The organism is Citrobacter sp. wls613 (assembly GCF_005281195.1).
In the GTDB taxonomy this organism is placed as follows: domain Bacteria; phylum Pseudomonadota; class Gammaproteobacteria; order Enterobacterales; family Enterobacteriaceae; genus Citrobacter; species Citrobacter gillenii.
Genome location: NZ_SZXN01000064.1, coordinates 4,410 through 17,682, shown reverse-complemented (window position 1 = coordinate 17,682; position 13,273 = coordinate 4,410). Strand labels below are relative to the sequence as shown.

Annotated in this window: 11 protein-coding genes; all 11 read left to right on the top strand. The window is 55.6% G+C overall.

Annotated elements, in window-relative coordinates:
* Positions 1–119: 119 nt before the first annotated feature.
* The gene (locus FDX01_RS13945) at positions 120–3,863 is read left to right on the top strand and encodes a nitrate reductase subunit alpha (RefSeq protein WP_135911913.1); all 3,744 of its coding nucleotides are present in this window, start codon (positions 120–122) and stop codon (positions 3,861–3,863) included.
* On the top strand, positions 3,860–5,398 hold the full coding sequence (gene narH / locus FDX01_RS13940) for a nitrate reductase subunit beta (RefSeq protein WP_096756786.1): 1,539 nt from the start codon (positions 3,860–3,862) through the stop codon (positions 5,396–5,398). The genes FDX01_RS13945 and narH overlap by 4 nt, the downstream gene beginning before the upstream one ends.
* Positions 5,395–6,105: a nitrate reductase molybdenum cofactor assembly chaperone gene (narJ, locus tag FDX01_RS13935; RefSeq protein ID WP_096756787.1), complete on the top strand. Its 711-nt coding sequence runs from the start codon at positions 5,395–5,397 to the stop codon at positions 6,103–6,105. The genes narH and narJ overlap by 4 nt, the downstream gene beginning before the upstream one ends.
* Positions 6,105–6,782, top strand: coding sequence for a respiratory nitrate reductase subunit gamma (narI, locus tag FDX01_RS13930; protein WP_115258301.1), 678 nt, complete (start codon positions 6,105–6,107; stop codon positions 6,780–6,782). Before narJ ends, narI begins: the two co-directional genes overlap by 1 nt.
* A gap of 101 nt (positions 6,783–6,883) precedes the next feature.
* On the top strand, positions 6,884–7,891 hold the full coding sequence (locus FDX01_RS13925) for a 3-oxoacyl-[acyl-carrier-protein] synthase III C-terminal domain-containing protein (protein WP_137399959.1): 1,008 nt from the start codon (positions 6,884–6,886) through the stop codon (positions 7,889–7,891).
* The gene (locus tag FDX01_RS13920; RefSeq protein WP_137399958.1) at positions 7,888–8,904 is read left to right on the top strand and encodes an NAD(P)-dependent oxidoreductase; all 1,017 of its coding nucleotides are present in this window, start codon (positions 7,888–7,890) and stop codon (positions 8,902–8,904) included. Before FDX01_RS13925 ends, FDX01_RS13920 begins: the two co-directional genes overlap by 4 nt.
* A complete protein-coding gene (locus tag FDX01_RS13915) occupies positions 8,882–9,688 on the top strand; it encodes an MBL fold metallo-hydrolase (RefSeq protein ID WP_137399957.1) in 807 nt (268 codons plus the stop codon). Before FDX01_RS13920 ends, FDX01_RS13915 begins: the two co-directional genes overlap by 23 nt.
* Positions 9,685–10,971 (top strand): F390 synthetase-related protein, encoded by a 1,287-nt coding sequence (locus FDX01_RS13910; protein WP_137399956.1) that lies wholly within the window; start codon positions 9,685–9,687, stop codon positions 10,969–10,971. The genes FDX01_RS13915 and FDX01_RS13910 overlap by 4 nt, the downstream gene beginning before the upstream one ends.
* The gene (locus tag FDX01_RS13905) at positions 10,968–11,585 is read left to right on the top strand and encodes a phosphatase PAP2 family protein (RefSeq protein WP_137399955.1); all 618 of its coding nucleotides are present in this window, start codon (positions 10,968–10,970) and stop codon (positions 11,583–11,585) included. The genes FDX01_RS13910 and FDX01_RS13905 overlap by 4 nt, the downstream gene beginning before the upstream one ends.
* Positions 11,578–12,702, top strand: a complete 1,125-nt coding sequence (locus tag FDX01_RS13900; protein ID WP_137399954.1) for a sterol desaturase family protein — start codon at positions 11,578–11,580, stop codon at positions 12,700–12,702. The genes FDX01_RS13905 and FDX01_RS13900 overlap by 8 nt, the downstream gene beginning before the upstream one ends.
* A partial coding sequence (locus tag FDX01_RS23855) for a fatty acid desaturase (RefSeq protein ID WP_249360988.1) occupies positions 12,689–13,273 on the top strand: 585 nt, incomplete at its 3' end. The genes FDX01_RS13900 and FDX01_RS23855, both read left to right, overlap by 14 nt.

The window sequence follows — 13,273 nt, the reverse complement described above, 5'->3', positions numbered from 1 at the left end:
CCATCCCTGCCTGCCTTGATCGTTATCAATTCCCACGCGCTTTCATAGCGTTACCTTCATTCTCAATCAAGCAATGTCGATTTATCAGAGAGCCGTCAGGCTCCTACAGGAGACAACCGATGAGTAAATTCCTGGACCGGTTTCGCTACTTCAAGCAGAAGGGCGAAACCTTTGCCGATGGGCACGGCCAGCTTCTCAATACTAACCGGGACTGGGAGGATGGATACCGCCAGCGTTGGCAGCATGACAAAGTCGTGCGATCAACTCATGGGGTAAACTGCACCGGCTCATGCAGCTGGAAAATCTACGTGAAAAATGGTCTGGTGACCTGGGAGACCCAGCAAACCGACTACCCGCGCACCCGTCCAGACCTGCCAAACCACGAACCACGCGGCTGCCCGCGCGGTGCGAGCTACTCCTGGTATCTCTACAGCGCTAACCGCCTGAAATACCCGCTGATGCGTAAACGCCTGATGAAAATGTGGCGTGAAGCGAAAAGACTGCACAGCGATCCGGTAGACGCATGGGCATCCATCATCGAAGACGCCGATAAAGCAAAAAGCTTCAAGCAAGCGCGCGGTCGTGGTGGTTTTGTACGTTCTTCCTGGCAGGAAGTGAATGAGCTGATTGCCGCTTCTAACGTCTACACCGTCAAAACCTACGGCCCTGACCGCGTGGCAGGCTTCTCGCCGATCCCGGCAATGTCGATGGTTTCCTACGCCTCCGGTGCACGTTACTTGTCCCTGATTGGCGGTACCTGCCTGAGCTTCTACGACTGGTACTGTGACCTGCCGCCTGCGTCTCCGCAGACCTGGGGTGAGCAGACCGACGTTCCGGAATCTGCCGACTGGTACAACTCCAGCTACATCATCGCCTGGGGTTCAAACGTTCCGCAGACCCGTACCCCGGATGCCCACTTCTTCACTGAAGTTCGCTACAAAGGGACCAAAACGGTCGCGATCACCCCGGACTACGCCGAAATTGCCAAGCTGTGCGACCTGTGGCTGGCACCGAAGCAGGGCACCGATGCCGCGATGGCGCTGGCAATGGGCCACGTCATGCTGCGTGAGTTCCACCTTGATAACCCAAGCCAGTACTTCACCGACTATGTGCGTCGTTACACCGACTTCCCGATGCTGGTGATGCTCGAAGAGCGTGACGGTTACTATGCGGCGGGCCGTATGCTGCGCGCCGCCGATCTGGTCGATTCTTTGGGCCAGGAAAATAACCCAGAGTGGAAAACCGTTGCCGTCAATACCGACGGCGAGATGGTCGCGCCAAACGGTTCGATTGGTTTCCGCTGGGGCGAAAAAGGGAAGTGGAACCTTGAGCAGCGCGACGGCACGTCCGGTAAAGAAACCGAACTGCAGCTCAGCTTGCTGGGCAGCCAGGATGACATCGCTGAAGTCGGCTTCCCATACTTTGGCGGCGAAGGCACCGAGCACTTTAATAAAGTCGAACTGGAAAACGTTCTGCTGCACAAACTGCCGGTCAAACGCCTGCAACTGGCGGACGGCTCTACCGCGCTGGTGACCACCGTTTATGACCTGACCATGGCGAACTACGGTCTGGAACGCGGTCTGAACGATGAAAACTGCGCCACCAGCTACGATGACATCAAAGCATATACCCCGGCATGGGCAGAAAAAATTACCGGTGTATCACGCGCTCAAATCGTGCGTATCGCCCGTGAATTTGCCGATAACGCTGACAAAACGCACGGTCGTTCAATGATCATCGTCGGTGCCGGTCTGAACCACTGGTATCACCTCGATATGAACTATCGTGGATTGATCAACATGCTGGTGTTCTGCGGCTGCGTTGGTCAGAGCGGCGGCGGTTGGGCGCACTATGTGGGTCAGGAAAAACTGCGTCCGCAGACCGGCTGGCAGCCGCTGGCGTTTGGCCTTGACTGGCAGCGTCCGGCACGTCACATGAACAGCACCTCCTACTTCTATAACCACTCCAGCCAGTGGCGTTATGAGACGGTAACTGCGCAGGAACTGCTGTCGCCGATGGCGGACAAGTCCCGCTATAGCGGTCATTTGATCGACTTTAACGTGCGCGCTGAACGTATGGGCTGGTTGCCATCTGCGCCGCAGTTGGGCACCAACCCGCTGTACATTGCCCGTGAGGCGGAAAAAGCCGGGATGACGCCGGTGGATTACACCGTGAAATCGCTGAAAGAGGGTTCTATTCGCTTTGCGGCAGAACAACCTGAAAACGGTAAAAACCATCCGCGTAACCTGTTCATCTGGCGTTCTAACCTGCTGGGCTCGTCCGGTAAAGGTCATGAGTACATGCTGAAGTATCTGCTGGGTACTGAACACGGTATTCAGGGGATGGATCTGGGCAAACAGGGTGGTGTGAAGCCAGAAGAAGTGGAATGGCAGGATAACGGTCTCGATGGCAAGCTGGATCTGGTGGTGACGCTGGACTTCCGTCTGTCGAGCACCTGTCTGTATTCCGACATCGTGTTGCCTACCGCCACCTGGTATGAAAAAGACGACATGAATACATCGGACATGCATCCGTTTATTCATCCGCTGTCTGCCGCTGTTGATCCGGCCTGGGAATCGAAAAGCGACTGGGAAATTTACAAAGCCATCGCCAAGAAATTCTCTGAAGTCTGCGTCGGTCACCTCGGTAAAGAAACCGACGTGGTGACGCTGCCTATCCAGCACGATTCTGCTGCCGAACTGGCGCAGCCGCTGGACGTGAAGGACTGGAAAAAAGGCGAATGCGATCTGATCCCAGGCGTTACTGCCCCGCACATCATGACCGTTGAGCGTGATTACCCCGCAACTTACGAACGCTTCACCTCCATCGGCCCACTGATGGATAAAGTCGGTAACGGCGGGAAAGGGATTGCCTGGAACACCCAGAGCGAAATGGACCTGCTGCGTAAGCTTAACTACACCAAGGCAGAAGGCCCGGCTAAAGGTCAGCCGATGCTGAATACGGCGATTGATGCCGCCGAGATGATCCTCACACTGGCGCCGGAAACCAACGGTCAGGTGGCGGTGAAGGCCTGGGCTGCGCTGAGTGAATTTACCGGCCGTGACCATACGCATCTGGCACTGAATAAAGAAGACGAGAAAATCCGCTTCCGCGATATTCAGGCGCAGCCGCGTAAAATTATCTCCAGCCCGACCTGGTCTGGCCTGGAAGATGAGCATGTTTCTTACAACGCCGGTTACACCAACGTTCACGAGCTGATCCCATGGCGTACGCTGACCGGTCGTCAACAGCTGTATCAGGATCATCAGTGGATGCGCGACTTCGGTGAAAGCCTGCTGGTTTATCGTCCGCCAATTGACACCCGTTCGGTGAAAGCCGTGATGGGCGAGAAATCCAACGGCAATCCGGAGAAAGCGCTCAACTTCCTGACGCCACACCAGAAGTGGGGTATCCACTCCACTTACAGCGACAACCTGCTGATGCTGACATTAGGCCGCGGCGGTCCGATCGTGTGGATGAGTGAAGCGGATGCGAAAGATCTGGGTATCGAAGATAACGACTGGATCGAAGTCTTTAACAGCAACGGTTCACTAACCGCCCGTGCGGTAGTCAGCCAGCGTGTCCCGGCCGGGATGACCATGATGTACCACGCCCAGGAACGTATTGTGAATATTCCAGGGTCGGAAATAACCGAACAGCGCGGCGGGATCCATAACTCTGTGACCCGTATTACGCCGAAACCGACGCACATGATTGGTGGTTATGCCCACCTGGCCTACGGCTTTAACTACTACGGCACCGTAGGGTCAAACCGTGATGAGTTCGTGGTGGTCCGTAAGATGAAGAACATTGACTGGTTGGATGGCGAAGGCAATGACCAGGTACAGGAGAGCGTAAAATGAAAATTCGTTCACAAGTCGGCATGGTGCTGAATCTCGATAAGTGCATCGGTTGCCACACCTGTTCAGTAACCTGCAAAAACGTCTGGACCAGCCGTGAAGGGACCGAGTACGCCTGGTTCAACAACGTTGAAACTAAGCCGGGCACCGGTTTCCCGACCGACTGGGAAAACCAGGAAAAATGGAAGGGCGGTTGGATCCGCAAGATCAACGGTAAGCTGGTACCGCGCATGGGTAACAAAGCGCTGCTGCTGGGTAAAATCTTCGCTAACCCGCATCTGCCGGGTATCGATGATTACTACGAACCGTTTGACTTCGATTACCAGACGCTGCACAACGCTCCGGCTGACAGCAAAGCGCAGCCGATTGCACGTCCACGTTCGCTGATCACCGGCAAGCGTATGGACAAGATAACCAAAGGTCCGAACTGGGAAGACGACCTGGGCGGCGAGTTCGAGAAGCTGTCAAAAGACAAAAACTTCGAGAACATGCAGAAGGCGATGTACGGCCAGTTCGAAAATACCTTCATGATGTATTTGCCGCGTCTGTGCGAGCACTGCCTTAACCCGGCGTGCGTGGCGACCTGCCCAAGCGGTGCCATCTACAAGCGTGAAGAAGACGGCATCGTTCTGATCGACCAGGACAAGTGCCGCGGCTGGCGTATGTGTATTACCGGTTGTCCGTACAAGAAAATCTACTTCAACTGGAAGAGCGGTAAGTCAGAGAAGTGCATCTTCTGCTATCCGCGTATCGAAGCCGGTCAGCCGACCGTATGCTCCGAAACCTGCGTCGGACGTATTCGTTACCTAGGCGTACTGCTGTATGACGCTGACGCCATTGAAAGCGCGGCAAGCACCGAGAACGAGAAAGATCTGTACCAGCGTCAGCTGGACGTGTTCCTCGATCCGAATGACCCGGCGGTCATTGAGCAGGCACTGAAAGACGGTATTCCGCTGAGCGTGATCGACGCGGCTCAGCAGTCTCCGGTGTACAAAATGGCGATGGACTGGAAGCTAGCGCTGCCGTTGCACCCAGAATACCGCACGCTGCCAATGGTCTGGTATGTTCCGCCTTTGTCACCGATTCAGTCTGCGGCTGATGCAGGTGAACTTGGTAGCAACGGTATTCTGCCGGACGTGGACAGCCTGCGAATTCCGGTTCAGTACCTGGCAAATCTGCTGACTGCAGGGGATACGCAGCCGGTGGTACTGGCGCTGAAGCGCATGCTGGCGATGCGTCACTTTAAACGTGCGGAAACCGTTGACGGTAAAGTCGACACCCGTGCGCTGGAAGAAGTTGGTCTGACTGAAGCGCAGGCACAGGAAATGTACCGCTACCTGGCCATCGCGAACTACGAAGATCGTTTCGTGGTACCGAGCAGCCATCGTGAGCTGGCGCGTGAAGCGTTCCCGGAGAAAAGCAGTTGTGGCTTTACCTTCGGCGACGGTTGCCACGGTTCGGACACCAAATTCAATCTGTTCAACAGTCGCCGCATCGATGCTGTCGATGTGACCAGCAAAACGGAGCCGCACCAATGATTGAACTCGTCATTGTTTCGCGTCTGCTCGAGTACCCGGATGCTGCCTTATGGCAGCATCAGCAGGAACTTTTCGATGCACTCGCGTCATCTGAAAACCTGGACAAAGATGATGCCCAGACTCTGGGCGTCTTCCTGCGCGATTTAACCGCGCAGGACATGCTGGACGCACAGTCCCGCTACAGTGAACTGTTCGACCGTGGCCGTGCAACCTCGCTGCTGTTGTTTGAACATGTGCATGGTGAATCCCGCGACCGCGGTCAGGCGATGGTTGACCTGATGGCGCAGTACGAGCAGCACGGTTTACAGCTCGACAGCCGCGAATTACCGGACCATCTGCCGCTGTACCTGGAATATCTGGCGCAGTTGCCGAAGGAAGAGGCGCTGGGTGGTTTGCAGGATATCGCCCCGATTCTGGCCCTGCTCAGTGCTCGTCTGCAACAGCGTGAAAGTCGCTACGCCGTGCTGTTCGATCTGCTGTTGAAACTGGCGAATGCGGCTATCGATAGCGACAAAGTGGCGGAGAAAATTGCGGATGAAGTTCGCGATGATACTCCGCAGGCGCTGGACGCTGTCTGGGAAGAAGAGCAGGTGAAATTCTTTGCCGATCAGGGGTGCGGTGAATCTGAGATCTCCGCTCACCAGCGTCGTTTTGCCGGGGCCGTCGCGCCGCAGTATCTGAATATCACCACCGGAGGACAGCAATAATGCACTTCCTGAATACGTTCTTCTTTGACATCTATCCGTACATTGCGGGTTCTGTCTTCCTGATTGGTAGCTGGCTGCGTTATGACTACGGGCAGTACACCTGGCGTGCGGCATCCAGTCAGATGCTGGATCGCAAAGGGATGAACATGGCGTCAAACCTGTTCCATATCGGGATCCTGGGTATTTTCGCCGGCCACTTCCTGGGGATGTTAACGCCGCACTGGATGTACGAAGCGTGGCTGCCGCTGGAAGTGAAACAGAAAATGGCCATGTTTGCAGGCGGTGCGTCCGGCGTGATGTGTCTGGTCGGTGGTGTATTGCTGCTCAAACGCCGTCTGTTCAGCCCACGCGTGCGTGCCACTACCACCGGTGCAGATATTCTGGTGCTGTCCGTTCTGGTTATCCAGTGTGCGCTGGGGCTGCTGACTATCCCGTTCTCCGCCCAGCATATGGACGGGAGTGAGATGATGAAGCTGGTCAACTGGGCACAGTCCGTGGTGACCTTCCACGGCGGCGCGTCCCAGTACCTGGACGGTGTGGCGTTTATCTTCCGTATGCACCTGGTGCTCGGTATGACGCTGTTCCTGCTGTTCCCGTTCTCGCGTCTGGTACACATCTGGAGCGTGCCGGTCGAGTATTTGACCCGCAAGTATCAGATTGTTCGCGCACGCCACTAAGGTAAAATATTAATGAAAAAAACCAGGACAAAAGTCCTGGTTTTTTTTGTATTTTATTTCGATATCATGCTGCGAATCGTGGGATAAAGAAATGAAGCATAATGGAATATTCAGCTCGCCCTGGCGTTAACATGGCGCTAAAAATCGTCTCGACCGGTATTGCTCTGCCGCCGACACGGATCACTTCATCAATGCTTGACCTTCAACTCGGTAAGCCCTCGGGCTATGTGGAAAAACGTTCGGGCATTGTCTGGCGCTATCACGTGGCCAACGATGCCAGCCAGGCTGAGCTGGCGGCACAGGCGTTACACCATGCGCTTGACGCCGGGGCGTTATCACCGTCTTCCATTGATCTGCTGATTTGCGCGTCGGCCATTCCGTTTCAGGCTCTCCCGTGCAGTGCGACCCATATTCTAAAAGCTGCAAGTATGCCTGCCGGAATGGCGGGTTTCGACATCAACAGCAGCTGCGTTAGCTTTATTTCCGCACTGGAAGTAGCAGCCGGATTGGTAAATACCGGTGCGTATCGTCGTATCGCCATCGTGTCAGCAGATATTGCCTCGCGCGGTATTGACTGGGGGCATGAAGAATCCTCGCTGATTTTTGGCGATGGCGCGGCATGCGTTATTGTCGAACGTGGCGACGGTTCAACCGGCATTCTGGCAAGCCTGATTGAGATGTATCCGGACGGTAGCGAGCTGTGTGAAATTCGCGCGGGTGGCACGCGGCGTAACCCTCGTGCAGGGATGATCGAGAGTGATTTTCTGTTTCACATGCAAGGGAAATCGTTGTTTCGTTATGCCTCTTCCTTGATTGAGGATTATTTTGCCCGCCTGCTGGCGAAAAGCGGCATTACGCTGGCCGATATTGCCACGGTGGTACCGCATCAGGCCAGCCATCTGTCGCTGGAACATATGCGTAAACGGCTGCACGTGCCGGAATCCGCTCTCATTGACATCTACCGCCATTATGGCAATCAGGTCGCGGCGTCTATACCAACCGCGCTGCACGAGGCTATCGTTAGTGGACGACTGGTCGCAGGTCAACCGGCAATGCTGATAGGGACGGCAGCAGGGCTGACGCTGGCGGGTATGGTCTTTATACCGTGAAAATTCTGCTGACCGGCGCAACCAGTGGACTGGGACGCAACGCCGCAGAATCTTTACTGATGTCCGGACACGACGTAGTGGCTATCGGGCGTAATTCGACTCAGGGTGCAGCGCTTACGCAATGGGGCGCGAAGTTTGTGCCACTCAATCTAACGTGCGCCAGCGATAAGGACTTTTTCAGGCTGGTCGACGGCTGTGACGCCGTGTGGCACTGTGCGGCAAAGTCGTCGCCGTGGGGTAGCCGCACTGATTTTTACCAGAACAACGTTCTGGTCACGCATCGGCTGACGCAGGCGGCGGGCAGGGCGCAGATCCCGCGCTTCGTTCATATTTCCACCCCGGCGGTGTATTTCGATTTCCGTCACCACTATGATCTGCCAGAGAGCTACCTTGCACGCCGCTTTAGCAGTCACTATGCCGACAGTAAATATGCCGCAGAGCAGGTGATTACCGACGCGGTGCGCACGTTTTCAGCGACGACATTTATTATGCTGCGTCCGCGCGGCCTGTTTGGCCCATACGATAATGTGATTGTCCCGCGGCTGCTACAGCAGCTTCATCGGGATGGCGGCGTGCTACGTTTACCGCGCGGCGGTGAGGTGCTGCTGGATCTCACTTTCGTGCAGAACGTGGTGTATGCCATGGAGCTGGCTACGACGGTGGCGTCGCTGCCTTCTGGTCGCGTCTATAACGTGACTAACCATCAACCCCAGCGGCTGAAGGTGATGCTTGATGCGCTGTTGCGAGAACAGCTTGGGCTACGTTATCGCCTGTGTCAGGTGCCGTGGCCACTGTTGTCTCTGCTCGCCAGCGGAATGGAACTCATCGGACGCTGTCTTGATAAAGAGCCGCCGGTAACCCGCTACAGTGCAGGCACCGTCTGTTTTGATATGACACTGAGTACACAACAAGCCACCAATGAACTGGGTTATCGGCCGCGAATTTCAATGACGGAAGGCATTGCGATGACCGGCGAATGGATGAGAAAGCATGGCAACTATCACCGCTTTTGAGGTTGGGTACTGCACACATATAGGGTGTATGGCGCTAAAAGGCGCCGGGTTGCGCGTTTGCAAATTCCCGTCGCGGGCGTACTTGCTGGAAGCTGGCGATCAACGCTGGCTATGGGATACCGGTTACGCCTCGTGGTTTGAGCAATACACCCGTTCTGGCGTTTTTCGACTCTACCGCCAGGTGACGCCAGTCTATTTCGACCCAAACGCCTCGTTGGCCCGACAGTTGCTTGCACGAGGGCTGGTCAGCGGTGATATCAGCGCTATTATTCTGTCGCATTTTCATGCCGATCATGTGGCCGGACTACGTGATTTCCCCGACGTTAGCTGCATCTGTTCGGGTGAAGGGTGGGCGCAGGTCAGGACGCTACGCGGATTTTGCGCCCTGCGCCAGGCCTTTGTGCCTGGACTGTTTCCGGCAGAATTCGAGTCGTCGTTAACGTTTATTGAGCGTTTTGAGACCCTGACATTACCCGCCGCGTTGGCACCTTTTGAGCGTGGCTATGTGCTTCCGGGAAGCGATGGGCAGATAATCCTGGTTCCGCTTCCAGGACACGCTGCTGGGCATATTGGCGCGTTTGTGTTGACGGACGATGGATGGACATTGCTGGCGGCTGATGCGGCCTGGTCGCCCGCCAGTTACCGTGAGCTGCGAGGCCCGTCCCGGCTGGCAAATTTGGTCATGTCTGATCCCACTGCATATTACCAGACCCTTGCGCGGTTAAATCAACTCTGGCAGAACGGCGCTACGGATATTCAGTTATGCCATGAGGGTGATTTATGATCCCATTCGCGCTTCTCTGGCGCTATTTCTGCACCCGCAAACTGCGCTTTACCGACAGGGCCTCTCTTGAGGCTTGGCAGCAAAAAAGAATGCAGGCTTTCCGCCGCCGGGTGTTAGTGAAAAGCCCGTGGTTCCGCGATTATCTCGCGCGGCCTTTTTGCGAATGGCCGACGATGGACAAAACGCGGATGATGACCCATTTTGATGAGATGAACACGGCCGGGCTACAGCGTGATGCCCTGATGGCATGTGCGTTGCGTAGTGAGCACAATCGCGATTTCTCGCCTGGAGTCGGTGAGTTTAGCGTGGGTCTGTCGTCCGGCACCTCCGGACAACGTGGGCTGTTTGTGGTGAGTCCACAGGAGCAACTGCTGTGGGCGGGGGCTATTCTGGCAAAAGTCCTGCCCGATGGATTGCTGGCGGGTGAACGCGTGGCATTGTTCCTGCGCGCAGATAATAATCTGTATCGCAGAGTGAATAATCGCTGGCTCAGTCTGGAATATTACGATCTTCTTGCCCCATTTCAGCCGCAGCTCGCACGGCTTGAGGCGCAGACACCGACGCTGATTGTTGCTCCCGCGCAGGTACTGCGCGCGCTGGCGCTGGCCGTACATGCCGGAACACTGACTCTGAAGGTGAAAAAAGTAATTTCGGTGGCGGAGGTGCTGGAAGAGCAGGATCGCACTTTGCTGCGCGACGTATTCGGCGAGGTCGGTGAAATTTATCAGGCTACTGAGGGCTTTCTGGCCTCAACCTGCGCCTGCGGTACGCTGCATCTGAACGAAGAGTTTATTCATGTCGAGCCGGAATGGCTGGATGAGCAGCGGTTTATTCCGATTATCACTGACTTTACCCGCAGCACGCAGCCGGTGGTTCGCTACCGGCTTAATGACGTACTGGTGGCGAGTGATAAGCCGTGCCCTTGCGGCAGTGCGGCCAGGGCGATTGTCCGTATTGAGGGTCGACAGGACGATCAGTTGCTGCTACCTGACGTGGCGGGTGGAGAGCAGGTCGTATTTGCCGATGCCTGCAGCCGGGTGCTGGCTATCGCGTTGCCCCCCACGGCCGATTATCGGTTGGCGCAGACGGCCGCCGACGCGCTCTTGCTTACCGCAGATTGCGATCCGACGACGTTACAAGCGTGCCAGCAGGCGCTGAATGATTTTTTTTCCCGTCAGGGCGTGGATGTGTCGCGTCTGGCGTGGACGCGGATATCAGCATCGCCACCGACGCAGTTTGACGCGAAACGGCGGCGGATTATCCGCCAGTGGGACGCAGTATGAGAATGATATTTTTGCGACTTAAACAGATGCTGCTGGGCTGGGGCACAGTGGGGATCGTTTATTCGTGTTGCGATCGTTTGCAGGGGCAGGGATCGCTGCTTACGCCTTGGGCCATCGATCGGGTGATTCCCTTTTCGCCCACGGCGGTCTGGCTTTATTTATCGTTCTTTCTGCTTATTCCAGCAGGCTATTTTCTGGTGCCGCTGGTGCAATTACGCTGGCTTACGCGTGCCATGCAGATTGCGGCAATAGGGGCCGGGAGTATTTATCTTATGTGGCCGACGACGATGCAGTATCCACCACTGACCGGTGACGGACTGTCGTCTCAGGTACTGGGCTGGTTGATCGGTATCGACTCACCGCAAAACTGCTTTCCCTCCCTTCATGCTGGGTTAACGTTGCTTACTGTCTGGGCCATCGCTGTGCGGCGGCAGACGGTGATAACTACGGTGAGTCTGGTGTGGGCGTTGGCGATTGCTATCGCGATCCTTCAGTTGCGTAGACATTTATTTATCGATTTAGTGGGTGGCGTGTTACTGGCCGGAGGAAGCGGCTGGCTGGCAATGTATATCGACGCAGGGAAAAAGCAACACAGGGAAATCCGTTATGAGTGAATTATTGTACCCCATTATTTTTATGTTAATACTGGTGACGTGCGAGGCGTGTTTTCTGCAATGGTCGCACAAGAAGAAAATCGACTGGCGCGATGTTATTTTCAATCTCAATTCCGGGCATATTGTGCTGTGGATGTTTCGCTGCCTGGAAGTGCTGTGTTATGCGCTGCTCCTCCAGTACGCAAATTTGCATCTTTTTGATGGGGTTGCCGCAGGCTGGATCTGGCTGTTTACGGTGGTCGCGTGGGATTTCTGCTTCTACTGGTTGCATCGCCTCCATCACGAGCGGCGCTGGCTGTGGGCGGTGCATGTTGTCCATCATCAGGGGGAACACTATAACCTGTCTCTGGGGGTCAGAAATTCCTGGTATTCATCGCTTACGGGGATCCCATTTTTTATGGTGCTGGCGGTGTGCGGCGTTCCGCTGACGGTGTACCTGACCGTTTCGGTCATCCACTACACTATTCAGTTTTTTAACCATAATGCGCTTACCCCCCGTCTTGGCTGGCTGGAAAAGATATTTATTACGCCGTCTCACCATCGTGTACACCACCTGAATGAAAAACGCTATGCCGATACCAATTATGGCGGCACCTTTCTTATCTGGGATCGACTATTCGGCACGTATTGTAAAGCGCCGCCGGTAGGATCGGTTGAGTACGGGGTGAAAGGCAGCCAGCTTTCAGGTAACCCGCTACGCGAAAGCAATCTGCCTTTTCGCAAGCTGCTCGGGCTAGCGCCTTCTCAACGTCAGATCGAGCGTCAGGGTAGTGGCGGGGTGATGATCCTTATTACGGGGGCGCTGTTATTATTTGTTCTGGTTCTGGGCTATATCCAGCGGTATGGCTACCAAATCGAAAGCATGTCGCCTGAACAGGCGCTACTGGTTGTACTATTGGCGGCAGGCACAGTCGCGCTCGGTGGTATCAGCGACGGACAGCGCTGGGGGAATCGCGTCTGGGGTGGGGTGACGCTACTGTTATTGGTCCATCCGCTGCTGTTTGCGTGGCATGAACTTCTCTGGCAGGTGACGCCTGTCCTGCTGGTTATCCACGGCATGATGGTCCTCTGCGGGGTTGGTAGCCGAACAGCAGGAGCGGCGCGTGAATCTGTTTAATCCGCAGACACGACTGACCTTTCCTGCGGATGACCCGGCGTTGGTTAATGCATTGCAGATTCAGTCTCGCGCCTTGCTGACTGCGCATAACGATCGACGCTACGCCGACCGATGGGCCATCTTTAAAGCGATGGTGCTGGTTGTGGCCTGGCTTTCCTGCTATCTCATTGCCTTGGGGGCGCAGGCAAAATGGGTCTTTGCGCTGGCGTATCTCGCAATGATGCTATTTGCGATGTTGCTGGCCGTAAACGTGGTGCATGATGCCTCGCATAATGCGTTTGTGCGAGGGAAGCGTGCCAATGCTCGACTCAGTTTTCTGGCGGCTCTGCCGTTGGGCCTGGATGCTGACAGCTGGCGCGTGCGTCACGTCAGATTTCATCACGGGTTTACCAATATTGAGTGTTACGATCCGGATACCGCTGAAAACGGTTTATTGCGCCAGACCCCCTGGCAGCGCTGGCAACCTTTTATGCGTGCGCAGCGTTTTTACTGGCCGTTGGTGGCCGGTTTGACATTTCCCTGGTATATCTGGGTGGTCGACTGGTTGGATCGCTGCGGACTGACGCCGGTT